Raw genomic sequence first — 16,939 nt, 5'->3', positions numbered from 1 at the left:
ATTTGAAGATGTGTAGATTAGGAGATGAGAAGATGTGTAGATTAGGAGATTTAACAAGGTATATTCCCAATCTCCACATTTTCTCATTTCCAAATCTCCACATCAAATTGTTAACCGGTATCCCACGCCGCGCACTGTTTCTAGCCACTCGGTAAGGGCGAACGCTGAAAGTTTCTTGCGCAGGTTTTTGATGTGCACATCAATGTAATTGGAGTCATAATCATCTTCCAAGATGTTGCCCCAGATATGTTCGGTGAGTTGCAGACGCGTTAAAATGCGATTCTTGTGCAGGAGCAGGTAATGCAGAAGGTCGAACTCCTTTTTGGTGAGCACAATTTCATGGGAGCCAAACATGACGCGGCGCGAGCTGCTGTCCATCTCAAACCCATGAAACGTCACCGAGGAGGATTTCAGCTTGAACTTACGGCGTAGAACGGCTTGCATTCGTGCCTGCAGTTCCAGCAGAGAAAAAGGCTTGGGTAGATAATCATCGGCCCCCAGGCCTAACCCTTTGATGCGGTCTTCCAGAGCCCCACGTGCCGTGAGAATGATGATGGCTGGGTCATAGTCAACAGCTTTGATTTCTGGGAGCAGGTCCATGCCTTCATAGTCTGGCAGACCCAAATCCAGTAAGATAAAGTCATACCGGTTTACGGCAATTTTTTCAGATGCTTCGCGCCCGTTAGAGGCCCAATCACAGATGTAATGTTCCTGTGCCAGAAAGTGCATCAATTCGGTAGCTAGACTGGTTTCGTCTTCTACAATCAGGATGTGCATAGGAAAAGTAGGGTTAGTAGCAGATTAGAAAGTATAGCTTAGGTTGAGGGAGACAAAAGACTGGGCCTTTGACTCATCGCCTTCCAGCCTGTTTACCGGCAGCGCGAATCGGTAAGCCGGTTCAATGTCAATGTTCTGTAAACTGAAAACTACCGGCACCGTGATGGAATAGTTCAGTACTTTAAATTTGGTAGTAGTGGTGGTAGTGGTAGTGGTGGTGGTACCATTTCCATTTCCTTTTCCGTTTCCGTTTCCAATCGGGTTCAATGGGTCCAAAATGGTACCCAAGCCTTTTTTCTTATTTTGGGTCTCTACGGTATGCGTCTCGGCAAATTCCTGGGTTCCGGCAATGATGCTGAATTTAGGGTCAATGCCCACCGGGTTCTTGCCTTTCCAGAGGTTCTGCAACGGAATATAGCGGGAGTTGTCCAGAACGGTAAACAGGTCGCTGCTGCCCCCGAAGATGTAACTGGAGGTGAGGCCGGTTAAAAGGTATTTCCAGTCCAGCGTACCAGAAGCAGTGACGGCATTGGAGGTAACGGATTTCACCAGGGGCGTATTGGGCCCGAAGAAAAAGCGCGAATAACTTACTAAACCATCAAACCGCTCGCCCACTTTAAACGAGTAACCCGCCGAGACATCGGTTTCGTCTATAAAGTCGTCGGTATTGAATAACTGATAAGACATGGCAGACAGGAACAAACCCGAGGTATGCGTATAGGTGAGCGAAGCCGCCACGTACGGATACTGGGTTGCCGTATTGCGCCCAAAGAAAGAAGCGTTGTTAGCCGTCTCCAGGCCTACCGTCCACCAGCCTTGTTTTGAAGCGGTATCCTGGGCAGAGATGGAAGAAGGTTCAGCAATAGCTAGCTTCTTCGTATTGGCACAGAAAGCCTGCGCTACGGAAATAAAAAGCAAGAAGCAGGCACCTAAGATGGTTTTCATCTGAGTAGATAGATAAAGTGTAGAAAAAGTACTGCTGTTTTAAAGGAGGAAAGGAGACCAGATATTGGGAAAGGATAATTCTGCCGTATACCTGCGTTCTTAGTTTTTGCCTACTTTAATGGGACCCAAGCCTACGCCAACTTTTACTGGTTTTACTACCTTAACCCCTTTAGTGGCATTTCCGGCCGCTTTTACAACGCTACTGGCGGCACCTCTTCCCGGACGGGCAGCACTCTGCGGACGTGCCGCAGAATTTCGGGCAGCCGAAACTTCATTCGCGGTTCTCTCAGAAACTTTCTCAGGCTTCTCTTGGCGTTTGGCAGTGGCTACCTCTTTTACCCCTTGTTTCTCATTTTCAGGCTCATTTCCGCTTTCTTTCCCCTTGGCTTTACGTGGTCTTTCCTGCCCGGGAAGGTCGCTGTCACCGGAAAGTACGGTACCATTAAACCCAGTTCCAGAAGAGGAAGCAGCAACAGATACCTCAATCTTCCCGGAAACCTCCTTAGGTGCAGAACCTGCCGAAGAAGCAGGACGAAGGGGTTCATTTCGGGCAGCTACCGGCTGGGCAATGGTGATGAAAAAGATAAAAGTGGCAGCTAGTAAGAAGTTGATTTTCATATAGGTTGGGCGCATTCTAATATTGATACTTCAAAGCTACTATTGAAAGATGAAGGAAAGATGAATACTTCAATTTTTATTCATTTTTAAGTAGCTAATGTTTGCTGATGGTTAGGTTTAAGGCTCATTTACAAAAAAGTAGCCATAAACTATGTCGCAAAGAATTTTACACGGTATGGTGGCAGTTGGCTTTGCTACTAACAGGAGAAGAACTGTTGGCATTGCCCTTAGAGCAACCGTATGCTGGGGCGCAGGTAGCCAAAAGCCAGTTCAGAACAAAGCAAGCGCTGATGAACAGTTTCATGGTATTACAGTGGATTAGGTTAAGGAATTTGAACTGCGCTGCCGGTGCAAACGCAGTTCAACAAGGTTGGAATTTTAGGTTATTTGCGACCTATATTCAGGTTAGTGGCGGCATGGACCTTTACCGGTTTCAGCCCTTTGGTAGAAAGACCAGTGTTTACCTTAGCGCGGTGAGCACTGCCTGAACCAATGTTCACAGCCGTTCCTGTTTTAGTCTCCAATCTGCCCGCCCTCTGGCGTTTTTCAGAGGCTGCTTCTTTTACTAGCTGGCCTTTTTCTCTTCTAGCGGCAACGGTTTCTGTTGCCAGATTGCTCACGGCGTCGCCATGGTTTTCAAGCCCCTGTTTTGACATTTCCACCTCGGCTTTGGATTTCAGCTTTAGGTCAGCTTTGGACTGAGTGGAAGTTTCCTGGTTTTCCTCACGCTGGGCTTTGGCTTTCGCTTTTAAATCAGCTTTTGCTTGAGCGGCGGCATCCAAGGTTTGTTCTGTTTGGTTTTTAGTCTCTTCTTTTTTGGCTTTCAGCTCTTCTCTTCGGGTTTTAGCGGCCTCTTTCTGAGAGGTAAGCTCCTCTTTCAGCGCAGTGGTGGTTTCTTCTTTTCTGGCTTTTGCTTTGTCTGCCTTCGCTTTGGCTACTTCCCGCACGGCTTCTCCTTTGCCAGTTACATCAGAAGTGACATTGGCTTTGGCCGCAGCACTAACCGTAGTGCCGTGGGTTGTTTTTGATTTGGTTTCTGGGGTGCCGGAGGTTGGAGTAGTTTGGGCAAAAGAAGTGGCGGCTACTAAAAATGCGGCGGCAAAGAAGGTTAACTTTTTCATATTGGTCAGATGGTTTTAAATGATTAATGCGTCAAAACTATCCTGTCAAGATGAAGAGAAGATGAAGAAAGGACTTCCTATAAAGTTTTTTCATATTTTTTTCTGAACTAGGGTGCAGAGTGATTTTAAAGCCGTTTTGATAAAACTATATCAAAAACAGAAAGGCCGCTCTTTACACAAGAGCGGCCTTTCTGTTTTGTTTGGCTTTACTGCTTACAGTACGTTCACTTTTAAGAAAGAAGGTTGCTGGGCATTGTGGTACACGCGGTGGGTGGCTTTCTGGAAGTCCTCGGGTTTGGCCTCATAGATATTAGGCACATACTTCTGCGGATTGCGGTCTACCAGCGGGAACCAGGTGCTTTGCACCTGCACCATAATGCGGTGTCCTTTCTTGAAGGTATGCAGCACGTCTTGCAGCGGCACATTCACAGCGGTTACCTGGTTGGGTGTGAACGGCTCTGGTTTCTCATAGCTGTTTCTAAAACGGCCGCGCAACACTTCGCTGCGCACCATTTGCTGGTAACCGCCCATTTTCACGCTAGCCGGATTATGCGCATTCTGGCGGGCGGTGTCGGGGTACACGTCTATCAGTTTCACTACCCAGTCAGCGTCTGAGCCGGTGGTGGACACGTGGAGGGCAGATAAGATTTGTCCGGCCAGGGTAATGTCTTCGGTCAGTACATCGGTCTGGTACACCAATACGTCTGGGCGGCGGCCCGCGAAACGCTGGTCATCGGTCATGTATTCTCGGGTCATGCCCACGGTGGTTTCCTCCGAGAACGGTACCGGTTTGTTAGGGTCACTGATGAACTCGTCAAAGCCGTTGCCGGTGGCAGTTGGTTTCTCGAAGCTGAGCTTGCCGTTCGCCCCGAAATACAACTGGCGTTCTTGCGTGTTTTTAGGCGGCCAGGCGGCAAATTCGCGCCACTGGTTCGCGCCGGTGTTAAACATGTAGGCTTCCGGAAGGTCTGGTTGGCCTTTGCCGTTTCCTTTGAGGTAGTGCCGGAAGAACTTGGCTTCAATGTTAGGCCGGTAGAACTCAGACGTATTCTGCCGGAAAGAGACGCTGCCCAGGTTTTCGCCCGCTGAACGCGACCAACCACCGTGGAACCACGGCCCCATCACAATGGTGTTGTACGTCTTGGGGTTGTTTTTCTCAATGGTCTTGTACGTTTCCAGCGCCCCGAACAGGTTTTCGGCATCAAACCAACCGCCTACCACCATCACGGCGGGTTTCACGTTTTTCAGGTGCGGCCTGATGTTCATGGCTTGCCAGAAAGCGTCATAGTTGGGGTGCTGGATGATGTCGTTCCAGAAGGAGACGTTGTTTTTGAGGTATTGGGTATTGGCGTTAGACAGCGGACCCATGCGCATAAAGAAATCATAGCCGTCTGGGGTGCCGTGGTTGAAGCGCGGTGCCCCGGTAGGTGAGGGCTGGGGACGCGGTTGCCCGAAGGAAGCCAAAAAGTTGAAGGCGTGCGGCAGGAAAAAAGCGCCGTGGTGGTGGAAATCGTCCCAGAACCAGTCGGTCACTGGGGCTTGCGGGGAAGAGGCTTTCAGGGCGGGGTGGCTGCCCACCAAACCCACAGTGGTGTAATAGCCGGGGTACGAAATGCCCCATTGGCCTACGCGGCCATTGTTGTTAGGCACGTTTTTCACCAGCCAGGCAATGGCGTCATAGGTGTCGGTGCTTTCGTCCCAGTCGTTTTTGCCTTTCTTGGCTTTGAGAGGGGCCATGTTCACAAACTCGCCTTCGCTCATGAACTTTCCGCGCACATCCTGGTAAGCGAAAATGTAGCCTTCGCGCAGCATGTCTGAAGAAGGACCAATGCTGTTTTTGTAGACATCAGCGCCGTACGGCCCAATGGAGTAGGGCGTGCGGTTCAGCATGATGGGGTATTTCTGGCGGCTGTCTTTGGGCGCGTACACAATGGTGAACAGCTTGGTGCCGTCACGCATGGCAATCTGGTGCTCGGTTTTGGTGTAGTTCTGCCGGATATAGGCCGAATCTGACAGGGTTTGGGCAGAGGCGGCAAGCGTAGGCCATAAAAGGACCAGCAAGAGCCATTGCCAGCGGTTTGGTTTCATACGTGTTTGTTTGGTGAGGTTTGGTGCGGGTAAATTAGAGAATCCGGCGGCAGCAGACAACATCTATTTAGGGATTGATTTCAGGAAATAAGCTCAAAAATGTAAAAGCGGGGGTAAAACAGAAAAGCCCGGGTAGACCGGGCTTTTCTGAATGAACGTAGGGCAGGCTATTTACAGCTGTAATCAAAGGTGGCTAAGCTCTTGACGCCGTTCTGGTTTGTTTTTTCCAATTTGGTGGGGTAGCCGCTCTCGTTATAGGTATAGACATGGGTGTAAGAGGCCGCTTTGTCAATGTTGCTGTCTTCGTCTTTTTCAACTTCAGTACGAGCATTATTTGGGCTTGCTGGCCCGAACAAAGATTGCAGGAAGGCCCCCGGGTTCACTTTGTCATCATAGTTAGACTTCTCTGTAGTAGAGGTTATAAAGTTCTGAGACGAATATTCCTTTATAACTAAAATATTGCCCTTGGCATCATAGGTATACGTCGTGTACCCTCTGGGCAGAGGAATGGTAGAAGGACCAGACGTTGGCCGAAAGGTTCTAGTGTAGGTAGCTTTCGTGATCTTGTCATTGGTGTACTCGTACTGGGTGGTGAGGGTGCTTACCCCATTCTCCAGGTGTTCGGCTTCGCTCATAGAAGTCAGTTTGCCTTGGGTATCATAGGTATACAGAACTTCATCATTGCTGCCCGCATAGGTTAGTTTACTGGGCTTACCCGCCGAATTGTAGTGAACAGTGGCGGTTTCTGCGCCTTCCGTGAAGCTTGTGAGCTGATCACCTGTATACGTGAGCGTAGTGACCTGTTGGCCTTCTGTTGCTTTGGTGAGCGAGCAAGTTTTTAAAACCGGTTGCGGATCAGTGCCTTTGTCTTTGTCTTCACAGGAAGTGAGGAGAAAAAATGCGCTTGCTAAACAAAGGGGTGCTATTCTGTTGAGTTTCATAAAATGTTAAAGTGATTTGATGGAAGAAAGCCTTAGTGTGCCCGCAAATGTCAAGGACACAACCACGGTAATGGAAGCATACACTTAGTAGCGAGAGCTTTAATGGTGGTTAGATTATTCTACTGGGTGAAATGTCTTTTTTTGAAAGAGATGCAAAGCGCTTCTATGCATTTTCAGAAGTATAGACACCCGGCTTTCCCTTTACCCCTAATACTGGCAGAACTTTCTTAAAGTATCTTGATAAGTAGCTACATCTTTAAGATTTGGAAGACCCATCAGCCAAAATTGGAAGGGAACAATGTCTTGTGCCAAATCTGCCCTCGGCTAAAAAGCAGATTCCCTTGTTACTCCTGGCAAGAGAAGAGAACATCTTTTTGAGGAGTTTTCTGAAAAGTGGCCTGAAAACCCGTCTGCGGCATCTTACTCTTTCAGCATTTTTTACAAACTTTGGAAATCGCTTCTTTTGCTTATTACGCTTACTCAAGCCAATTCTTATGCTGAAAATTTACGTAAAGTATGCGCTCTGTTGGGCCATTCTGTGGTGCGGAATGTCGGTGGGTTATGCCCAGGCCACGTTACAGACACCAGAACAATTCTTAGGGTATCGCCTGGGCGACCAGTTCACGTACCATGCCCGCATTGTAGATTATGTGCGGTATCTGGCGGCCCAGAACCCCGGCAAAATGCAGGTGCAGACCTACGGGCACACGTATGAAAAACGTCCCTTGCTGCTGGCCACTATCTCTTCGCCGGCCAACATGCAGCGCCTGGAGGAAATCAGAACCAATAACCTCAAGAGCACTGGTTTAATGAGCGGCCAGCCAACCGGTGCCAAGCAACCGACCATTGTGTGGCTCAGCTACAACATTCATGGCAATGAGTCTGTCTCTTCTGAGGCCGTGTTGCAGGTGTTGTATGACTTAATGAACCCCAACAATGCCCAGACCCAGAAATGGCTGGAAAATACGGTGGTCATGATTGATCCCTGCGTAAACCCAGACGGCCGCGAACGTTACACGCAGTGGTACAACCGGGCTCGCAACCAAACGCCCAATGCCTCACCGTACGCTTGGGAACACCAGGAACCATGGCCGGGCGGACGCCCCAACCACTACTACTTTGACCTGAACCGCGACTGGGCTTGGCAAACGCAGATTGAGTCCAAGCAGCGGGCCGTAGTGTACAACCAATGGATGCCGCAACTCCACGCCGATTTCCACGAGCAAGCCGTTGACAATCCGTATTATTTCGCGCCTTCGGCGAAGCCCTACCATGATGCCATCACGCCTTGGCAGCGCGAAGCCCAGAACTTCATAGGCGAGTACAACCGCCGGTACTTTGACAAAAACAACTGGCTGTACTTCACCCGCGAAAGCTTCGACCTCTTTTACCCCAGCTACGGCGATACCTGGCCTACTTACCAGGGCGCTATTGCCATGACGTATGAGCAAGGCGGTTCGGGCCGCGCCGGGGTGGTCATTCAGAAGTCAGACGGCGACAGCTTAACCTTAAGCCAACGCATTGCCCACCACCACGCCGCCAGTTTGGCCAGTGTGGAGGCCATGTCAGACAAAGCGGACCAGGTGGTGAAGGAATTCAAGAAGTTCTACGCAGATGCCCAGTCCAAGCCCTTCGGGCAGTACCGCAGCTACGTGTTCAAGGTGAAAGGCGAAGAAGGCCGCATCAAAGATTTGACAGATTATCTGGAGCGCCAGCAAATACGCTATGGTTATGCCAAAGCCGCAGGCAGCAGCAAAGGGTTCAACTACCAGACCGGCAAAACTGAATCTGTGAAATATGAGTCCGGCGATTTGGTCATCAGTGCTTATCAGCCTAAATCTACGTTGCTGAACGTGCTGTTTGAACCCTCGGCTCGCCTGGAAGACTCCGTGACCTATGATATTACCGCGTGGTCGTTGCCATACGCCTATGGCCTGAAAGGAGCCGCGTTTACCGGCCGAGTTGCCTTAAACGAAGCCAAACCAGCCGCCACGGCGGTGACCAATACGGCCACACCCAATACCTACGCCTACCTAGCCCGCTGGAACGGCATTCAGGACCTGAAATTCCTGGCGGCGTTGCTGAAATCTAAGGTGCGCGTGCGCTATTCTGAGGTGCCGTTTGAGCAGAACAACCAGAAATACGCGCCTGGTACGCTCATCATCACCCGCACCGGCAACGAGGGCCTGGGTGCTAAATTCGACCAACTGGTGACCCGTGCCGCCGATTCATTGGGCATTCAACTGGCTTCTACCAGCACCGGCTTTGTGACCAACGGTTCAGACTTCGGCTCGCGCAGCATCAGGTACGTGAAAGCTCCTCGCGTGGCCTTGCTCACCGGCGAAGGTGTGTCGGCGTACGGTTTCGGGGAAATCTGGCATTACTTTGAGCAGCAGATAGACTACCCCGTAACAGTGCTGGGCGGCGACTACTTCGCCAATGTGCCTTTGTCTGAGTTTGACGTGCTCATTCTCCCAACGGGTAACTACGGCCGCATTCTGAGCGAAGCCACCCTGACCAAAGTAAAAGACTGGGTACGTGCCGGCGGCAAGCTGATTGCCCTGGAAAGCGCCGTAACGTTCCTGGCCGATAAACCAGATTTCGCGGTGAAGAAAAAGGCCGCTGATACCACCAACGCCAAGAAAGGTCCTTCCACAGATGACCTCAAAAAGTACGGCAACCGTGAGCGCGAGTCCATTTCGGAAGAAGTACAGGGCAGCGTGTATAGAATCAACCTGGACAACACGCATCCGCTGGCATTTGGTTACGGCGCCACGTACCCGGCCTTGATCAGAACCAACACCTTGCCCCAGTTCATGAAAGACGCCTGGAATGTGGGGGTAGTGAAAGGCGAAGCCCCCGCCACTGGTTTTGTGGGTTCTAAAGTGCAAAGCAACCTGCAGAATGGCCTGGTCTTGGGCGTGCAGGACTTGGGCCGCGGACAAGTGGTGTACCTGGTAGATAATCCTTTGTTCAGAGCGTTCTGGCAGGGCGGTAAACTGATGTTCGGGAATGCCGTGTTCCTGGTGGGGCAGTAAGTTAGGAGCTAGGACTTAGATGAACTTTCAGTTAATCTTGCACGTATTAACTATTATATTTCTGCACGTATGAACACGAAGCTGACGTTATTACTGGACAAGGATATTATTGAAAAAGCTAAGTTCTATGCCTCTTCTAAAAAAACAAGTTTATCAAAGTTGATTGAGTCTTATCTGGACAGAATCACGGCAGAAGAAAAAACCAATGTAGAGCTTTCACCTTTAGTGAAAAGTCTTTCAGGGGTAATTTCTCTTCCAGAAGATGTTGATCGAAAAGACGAGTATGCCAGTCATTTGGCAAAAAAGTACCTGAATGACTGAGCTATTCATTGACACAGATGTCTGTCTAGATTTGTTAGCCCAAAGGGAACCGCATTACGTATATGCGGCTACTTTATTCACCTTAGCAGATAAAGGCGAACTTACCTTAGCGGTTTCTTCGCTTTCTTTCTCAAATCTACACTACCTGCTTTCCAGACAGTTTTCTATGGGGGAAGCGAGAAGGGTTTTAAGTAAGTTTAAGGTATTAGTGCAGGTTCTTTCAGTTGATGATAAAGTCATTGAATTAGCCCTTAATTCAAAATTCAAAGATTTTGAAGATGCCATTCAGTATTTTACGGCCATAGAAGCTGGGTTAACTACTGTACTTACCAGAAATGTAAAAGACTATAAAGAAGCCGAAATACTGGTACAAACGCCGGAGTTGTACGTCCAGACAATTGGAAGGTAGCAAATGCCTGCTGTCAACAACTGGCCGCTTTAATCAACTAACCCAACAGGAACGCCCGCCACTAGCGGGCGTTCCTGTTTTCGGGCGCTTTTTAGAAAACAGCCTGAAAAAGTGTAGTTTCGTATGCGTCTTTGGTAGCGTTGCTCTACTATTTTGTGAACCTAACCCCAGCCCCGCATGCGTTCTGCTCTTCAAATTGCTTCTGTAGTCCTGGTTTGTCTGTCTGGCCTGGCAAGTTGTACCAAGTCAGTTTCTTCCACCGCCACTTCAGCCGGGAATGCGCCCGCGGCAGAGCAGCAATTAACCAGTTCCCAGGTAGCCGATGCCCGCAGCACTTACGTCAACTATTGTGGCGGGTGTCATGGCCGGGAACTGGAGACGTTTGTGAATCGCAAGTGGCAGCACGGGAATTCGCCGGAGGCGATGTTCAAGAGCATCAAACACGGCTACCCAGACCAAGGAATGCCCGCCTATGCCAGCACTTTCTCAGATGCGCAGATAACCCAACTGGTTAGTTTCATCCAGCAGGGCGTAGTGGCCCATAAGGACAAGCCGCAGAACCAAACCAACACAACAGTTCACCGCTCAGAGCAGCTCAGTTTCCAACTGGAAACGGTACTAACCGGCATAGATGTGCCCTGGGCCATGGCGTTTTTGCCTAACGGCGATATGCTGGTCACCGAACGCTCCGGAACCTTGTACCGCCTTACCAAAAACAGAGATCTGGTAAAGATAGAAGGCACGCCCGAGGTGCTGGCCCAAGGCCAAGGCGGTTTGCTGGATGTCAAACTGCACCCGGACTTCGCCAAAAACAACACTATTTTCCTTTCGTACTCAGCGTTTAAAAAAGATGGCGGGCAGACGTTGTCCACTACGGCCATCATGCGGGCCCGCCTGGACGGGAACAGCCTGAAAGACCAGAAGAACATTTTTGAGGCGCAGCCTTACGCCAGAACCCGCCACCACTACGGCAGCCGCATAGAGTTTGGGCCAGACGGGTATCTGTACTTTACCATGGGCGACAGGGGCGGTACCAAAGTGAATCCGCAGAACCTGACTGTACACGCCGGTAAAACCCACCGCATCAAAGAAGACGGCTCCATTCCCGCAGACAACCCTTTCGTGAACCGCGAGGGCGCGATGCCGTCCATCTTCACCTTCGGGAACCGAAACGCGCAAGGCATGGCCTTAAATCCGGCTACCAAAGAACTGTGGCTGCACGAGCACGGCCCCCGGGGCGGCGATGAGGTGAACATTGTAAAGAAAGGAGCCAACTACGGCTGGGCCGAGGTCACGCACGGCATTGACTACAACGGCTCCATCATCTCTGACCTGAAACAGAAAGAAGGCGTGACCGATCCCATCAAAATCTGGGTGCCTTCCATCGCCCCCTCGGGGATGGCGTTTGTCACCGGAAACCGCTACAAAGGGTGGGAGGGTAGTCTATTGGTAGGTTCGCTCAGCTTTAAATTTTTAAGCCGCTTAGAGGTAAACGGAAACAAGATTGTAAAGGAAGAACGGCTGCTTCAGGATATTGGCCGGGTGCGCGACGTACGCATGAGCCCCGATGGGTACGTGTACATTGCCGTGGAGAACCCCGGCGTCATCTATCGCTTAGTGCCTATCAACCAATAGGTGCCTCAAACTTAATCAGGCACCTGCACGAATACCCCGTCTTCTCTGATTTCCAGCGTAAAACGCTCTAAGGGGCGGGTTCGGCCTTTGCATTCCTCGCCGGTGCCCAGGTGGAAACGGTAGCTGTGCCAGGGGCAGATAATCTCGTTCAAGTAATTGATGGTTCCCCGGCTGAGGGCATCGCCTAGGTGCGGGCAGGGGTTGTCTACCGCATATAGCCCAGAGGGTGCATGCGCGAGGCAGATTTCCTTTCCGGCTACTACCATGGCTTTGGAACGGGTTACCGGAATCTGAGTTTTGGCCTCGGCCTCGCTGTCAAAGAGTTTGATCCATTGCATAGGAGAGCGTACGAGGAAAGGGAAAAGCTGTTTTAGCCTTGTTCTCTGGAAAACGCCCTGTAAACAGTAGAACCTGTTTGTAAACCGATGTAAAATGAAAAAGCCCGGAAAAACCGGGCCCCTTACACCAAACTAACAAACAAAACTTTAAACAAACCTAAATACCAAACAAGAACCTGGGAGAGCAGCTAGCTGAGAGGGATTCAGGGGCTGTGGTCTCGTTTAGTGTTACAAAGATGCAGTGCTTTGAGCCGCACCACAACCCAAAAAGGAGGAAGCAGTCCTTTTTCTGGCTGAACCTAGACAAAGCCGGAGTGAAGTGGAAACAGCCCGCGTGAAACCGTCCTTACGCCTCCTGAACCGGACAGAATTTTCACTAAAATGACCCGTAGGAAACGCTATCATTGTTAGAAGACTCTTTACTGTTCTTTGGCTGTTTTACAGAAAAGGGCCTGAAACGCGAAATCCTGTGAGGTTTCCAAAACCTCACAGGGTTGAAATACCTCAATCCACTGGCGCGAGACTCCCGTCTCGTGACTAAGGATGAAGCGAGTCTCCAGCCTCGCCGGGAACCACCGGCAAGGCACTATTCTTGATTCTGAACCACCTTCTTCATTATTCTAGCAGATGCGGGGATTGAGCCCCCCCGACAGAGTACTTTCGGATTGATAAATCTGAAAGAGCAGGGAGCAGGAGAGTAGGAAAAATTATGTACAAGATTCCCTTCCTCGGAGTGGTAGAGGTAGGTTGCACACTTTCCCTCTTAGTTAGCCGATGGACATTCTAAGCTAGACTGAACATCCATCCCAGCTAGCAGAAATCCGTTTTACGGCCCCTTTCCGGAAAGTACGTCTAAAACGATTTTCAGCAACGGAGTTGGAATGGACCTGAAATGAAAAAGCCCGGAAAAACCGGGCCCCTTACACCAAACTAACAAACAAAACCTAAATTCTACTAGAAGTGCTGCGCTGGGCAGCAATCAACCAAATGGTGGGGAATCTTCCTGTGGGCAGGTGACTCAACCGCTTCCGTGCTGATTGATGATACAAATATGCAGTGACTTTGCGCCCACCACAACCTAAATAAGAAGAAGCGGGCCTTTTTCTAACTGAAGCCTGATAAAGCCGGAGTGAACCGGAAAAAGCCTTACTGAACCGTGAAGTCGCATCTCTAGGGGAAAGAGCCGTGGGGCAAAAGAAAAGCCATTCTGGGCAGAATGGCTAAGGAAAAGTAAAGGCAAAAAAAATGCTTAAAAGTAGTCTATCACCAGAGCGCAAGCGGATAGACTAAGACTACTTTTAAGCTGAAATAGAGTGTGAATGTATAGGTTTTAACGGAGCTAATCCATTAAGGTTTAAGTGTGTACAAAGAAATGTTAGATTTTTTTTCAACACCTTCTGTAGGACGCTCCAGGAGCATTATTTTCAAGGTTTTTTCTCCGGTGTTCCAGTTCTTGAACTGAGTCAGATCCATCCAAAGACGGTCACCGGCTTTCACGTTGATCGTTTTCTCCTGGCCGTCTGCGGTTACGGTGCGCAAGGTTCCGTCTGAGGCGGCGTAGGCTTCCTGCTCTGGAGAGGCATGGAAATCCAGGAATTCACCTGGTTGCAGTTCCAGTGACAAGATGCGCAGGTTGTTGGTTTTAAGCACGTGCGAAAACGCTTTGGTGGTGCGGTTGTCAACTCCGTTGGCAGGCGTGTTTCCAGCAAAGGCAGGAACCATGTTCAATAGGAAACAAACAGAAAAGAAGGCGGTGGTTAATTGAGTTTTCATAATTTTTTATGGTTAAATTTTTTAAACGGTATAAGAAGAGTTCGTCCGTTGGGAAGTAGCCCTTTTGATTATATAGATGCAAAGTTGAGCAAAACGTTGCTTGGTTGTATGTTAAGGATTTCTTAAAAGGCTTAATATGAGGATGAAGCCGAAGATTCTGAAACTGAGCCCGATTTTTTTGAGGATGAAAAAGACGTTGGTTTTTAACTGTTTTTGCGGAATGAAAACAGATACTGCTTAGATGCAAGTCAGAACCAATAATAGTGATATTAGAAGAGAGCCCGTCTAGCTGAAAAAGACGGCGCTCTTTCATCTAGACGGGCTCTGAGAAGGGGTAGAAGTCTGTAATCAGGAAGGGTCTACGTCTATGACAACGCGTACCTGCTTCAGTTCTTTGTTCTGCAGTAAGGCCTGAACCGCTTCCAGCACCTGAGCTTTGGACTCCCGCAGGTGACCACTGTCACGGTCTAGTTTCACGTGAATTTCCTGTAAAAACTGGTTCCTGATTTTGAAGATGTGCGGGGCCTCGGGACCTAGAACGCCCGTTCTGCCTAAACGGTCTACCAGTTCTTTGGTCAGCAAGATAGCGGCCCCTTCGCAAGGCTTAGCCTCGGGGTGTTTGACGGTTAACCGAATCATGCGCACAAACGGCGGATACCGGAACTTCTGCCGCTCGGCTATTTCCTGCTCGTACAAGCCCTGGTAATCGTTTTGTATCACGCGCTGGAAAATAGGCTGGTTCGGGTTGGCCGTCTGGATCAATACCTTTCCTTTGTTGCCTTTCCGGCCGGCCCGGCCACTCACCTGCACAAACAACTGGTACGCCCGCTCATGCGCCCTAAAATCGGGGAAGTGGATGATGCTGTCGGCGCTGAGGATGCCTACCAGGCTCACGTGTTCAAAATCCAGCCCTTTGGTCACCATCTGGGTGCCTACCAGTACGTTGGTGCGTTGCTGCTCAAAGTCCTCAATGATCTGCTGATGGCTGTTCTTCTTCTTGGTGGTATCTAAGTCCATGCGCTGGATACGGGCGCTGGGCATAATCAGCTTCAATTCGTCTTCAATCTTCTCGGTCCCGAAACCCACGGTTTTCAGCATGGTAGAGCCACAGGCGGGGCAATCGTTGGGTTTGCGTTCGGTGTAGCCGCAGTAATGGCACCTGAGCTCGTTGGAAAACTTGTGGTAAGAAAGGCTTACGGCGCAGTTGCGGCATTTAGGAATCCAGGCGCAGTCATTACAGTCAATGAAAGGCGCGTAGCCCCGGCGGTTCTGAAACAGAATCACCTGCTCATTCCGGAACAATGCGTCTTCTATGTCATGCACCAACCTATTGGAAAAATGGCTGAGCATATTCTTGCGCAGGCTTTCCTGCCGGGTATCTACCAGTTCTACCTGCGGCAAAGTGGCCTCACCGTAGCGTTCGAGCAAGTTTACCAATCCCCAACGGCCGCTCTTGCAATGGTAATAAGACTCTATGGACGGCGTGGCCGAGCCCAGCAACGTTTTAGCGCCCTGGAACTGCGCCATCATAAACGCCACCTCCCGGGCATTGTAGCGCGGCGCGGGTTCGTGCTGCTTGTAGGAGGGTTCGTGCTCTTCGTCCACAATGATGAGCGAAAGCGAATGGAATGGCAGAAACACCGAAGAACGTACGCCCACCACCACCTGGAACCGGCCCGAGAGAATCCCGTTCCAGACTTCCACGCGCTCGTTGTCTGAGAACTTGGAATGGTACACGCCCAACCTATCCCCGAACACCCGTTTCAGGCGGGTCACAATCTGGGCGGTAAGCGCAATTTCAGGGAGAAGATAGAGCACCTGCCCGCCCGCTTCTACCGCTTTCTGAATGAGGTCAATGTAAATTTCAGTTTTACCGCTGCCCGTGATGCCGTGCAGCAGCACCGTGCTTTTCTCATTGAACATTTCCAGCACCTGGTCACGGGCGGCAGTTTGGGCCGGTGACAAATCAGAGCTTAAGTACGGCCCCCGGCCTTCGGCCATGGGGAAGCGGCTCACCACCACGTCAAACTGCTCCAGAATGCCATTCTTCAGCAAGGTGGTAATGGCGGATAGAGACAAGTGAGGGTTGGACGTGAGCACGTTTTTCTCCAGGCCTTCGTCATTCAGGCGGAGGTTCTGCAGAATGGGCGTGAGCTGCACGTATTTGAGCAGCACATCCAGTTGTTTCGGGCGGGCCGCTAGTTGATTGAATAGCTCTTCCAAGGTTGCCTCATCGGTCACGAAGTGAGGGGCGAGGCGCACCTTCTTCACTACTTTGGGCGCGTATTTCTCGGCTATTTCCTCATAGATGATGATGACATCTTTGAGTAAGAGTGATTTAATAATTTTATGGAAACTGGTGAGTTGCAGCAACTGCCCTACCTCAGTAAAGGTGAGGTGGGGCTTCTGGCGCAGCGCGAAAATGATTTTCTCCTCATGCGCCGTCAGCGGCCATTCATTGGTTTCCAGCTGAAATTGCGGATGCAACTGGATTTTAGATTCGCTGCTGAGTTTCAGGGCCGAGGGAAGGGCCGCATTGATGACTTCGCCCAGGGTGCAGAGGTAGTACTCGGCCATCCAGAGGAAGAGGCGCAACTGCGGACCGGTTACCACTGGTTTTTCGTCAATGACTTCCAGTATGTATTTGGCCTGGTATTCTTTGGGGGGCTGCTCATGCACGCGGGCCACCACACAGCTCAGTACTTTCTTGGAGCCGAACTGCACCAGCACGCGGGCACCCACCAATACCTCATCACTCATCTGATAAGGCACCCTGTACGTGTAAAGCTTGGGAAGCGGTAAAGGTAAAATGACGTCCGCAAACAGGGTTATCCGTTCAGGGACGTCATCAGCGGGAATATGAAATTCTAATTCTGGTGTCAAAGCGTCCGATTTGAGCCAAAGTTCGGAAAAACAGCCCGTAAACGGAAACTTT

At 50.3% G+C, this 16,939-nt stretch carries 13 protein-coding genes; 4 read left to right on the top strand and 9 right to left on the bottom strand.

Going from position 1 to position 16,939, the window contains the following annotated elements; genetic code table 11:
- Positions 1-102: 102 nt before the first annotated feature.
- The 6 genes from ACY0JR_RS09210 to ACY0JR_RS09185 all read right to left on the bottom strand — a co-directional run bounded on the left by ACY0JR_RS09210 (position 103) and on the right by ACY0JR_RS09185 (position 6,490).
- Entirely contained in the window at positions 103-777 is a 675-nt protein-coding gene (locus tag ACY0JR_RS09210; RefSeq protein ID WP_462633712.1) for a response regulator transcription factor, read from the bottom strand.
- A gap of 24 nt (positions 778-801) precedes the next feature.
- Positions 802-1,722 (bottom strand): hypothetical protein, encoded by a 921-nt coding sequence (locus ACY0JR_RS09205; RefSeq protein WP_462633710.1) that lies wholly within the window; start codon positions 1,720-1,722, stop codon positions 802-804.
- A 99-nt stretch (positions 1,723-1,821) separates the two neighbouring features.
- Positions 1,822-2,340, bottom strand: coding sequence for a hypothetical protein (locus ACY0JR_RS09200; protein ID WP_462633708.1), 519 nt, complete (start codon positions 2,338-2,340; stop codon positions 1,822-1,824).
- A gap of 383 nt (positions 2,341-2,723) precedes the next feature.
- Complete coding sequence (locus ACY0JR_RS09195) at positions 2,724-3,461, bottom strand: hypothetical protein (RefSeq protein WP_462633706.1); 738 nt, start codon at positions 3,459-3,461, stop codon at positions 2,724-2,726.
- A gap of 213 nt (positions 3,462-3,674) precedes the next feature.
- Entirely contained in the window at positions 3,675-5,549 is a 1,875-nt protein-coding gene (locus ACY0JR_RS09190) for a CocE/NonD family hydrolase (protein WP_462633705.1), read from the bottom strand.
- Between the two features lie 167 nt (positions 5,550-5,716).
- Complete coding sequence (locus tag ACY0JR_RS09185; RefSeq protein WP_462633704.1) at positions 5,717-6,490, bottom strand: hypothetical protein; 774 nt, start codon at positions 6,488-6,490, stop codon at positions 5,717-5,719.
- Between the two features lie 494 nt (positions 6,491-6,984).
- Between ACY0JR_RS09185 and ACY0JR_RS09180 the strand changes: the two genes are divergently transcribed.
- The 4 genes from ACY0JR_RS09180 (at position 6,985) to ACY0JR_RS09165 (ending at position 11,893) form a co-directional block, all read left to right on the top strand.
- The gene (locus tag ACY0JR_RS09180) at positions 6,985-9,528 is read left to right on the top strand and encodes a M14 family metallopeptidase (protein WP_462633703.1); all 2,544 of its coding nucleotides are present in this window, start codon (positions 6,985-6,987) and stop codon (positions 9,526-9,528) included.
- A 69-nt stretch (positions 9,529-9,597) separates the two neighbouring features.
- Positions 9,598-9,849: a DUF6364 family protein gene (locus ACY0JR_RS09175; protein ID WP_462633702.1), complete on the top strand. Its 252-nt coding sequence runs from the start codon at positions 9,598-9,600 to the stop codon at positions 9,847-9,849.
- Positions 9,842-10,258: a type II toxin-antitoxin system VapC family toxin gene (locus tag ACY0JR_RS09170; RefSeq protein WP_462633700.1), complete on the top strand. Its 417-nt coding sequence runs from the start codon at positions 9,842-9,844 to the stop codon at positions 10,256-10,258. The genes ACY0JR_RS09175 and ACY0JR_RS09170 overlap by 8 nt, the downstream gene beginning before the upstream one ends.
- Positions 10,259-10,435: 177 nt before the next feature.
- Positions 10,436-11,893, top strand: a complete 1,458-nt coding sequence (locus ACY0JR_RS09165; RefSeq protein ID WP_462633699.1) for a PQQ-dependent sugar dehydrogenase — start codon at positions 10,436-10,438, stop codon at positions 11,891-11,893.
- 11 nt (positions 11,894-11,904) lie between these two features.
- Here the strand turns inward: ACY0JR_RS09165 and ACY0JR_RS09160 are convergent, their stop codons facing one another.
- From ACY0JR_RS09160 to priA, 3 genes are all read right to left on the bottom strand, one after another.
- Positions 11,905-12,231, bottom strand: coding sequence for a Rieske (2Fe-2S) protein (locus tag ACY0JR_RS09160; RefSeq protein ID WP_462633698.1), 327 nt, complete (start codon positions 12,229-12,231; stop codon positions 11,905-11,907).
- Positions 12,232-13,578: 1,347 nt separating this feature from the next.
- Complete coding sequence (locus tag ACY0JR_RS09155) at positions 13,579-14,004, bottom strand: hypothetical protein (RefSeq protein WP_462633697.1); 426 nt, start codon at positions 14,002-14,004, stop codon at positions 13,579-13,581.
- A 348-nt stretch (positions 14,005-14,352) separates the two neighbouring features.
- Positions 14,353-16,887 carry a replication restart helicase PriA gene (gene priA / locus ACY0JR_RS09150; RefSeq protein ID WP_462633696.1) on the bottom strand — a complete coding sequence of 845 codons (2,535 nt, stop codon included), beginning with the start codon at positions 16,885-16,887 and terminating at the stop codon, positions 14,353-14,355.
- Between the last annotated feature and the right edge of the window lie 52 nt (positions 16,888-16,939).

It is taken from the genome of Rufibacter sp. JT3400010, from assembly GCF_054956755.1.
The sequence above is the reverse complement of the archived record's forward strand: the minus strand, read 5'-3'. Positions and strand labels throughout refer to the sequence as shown.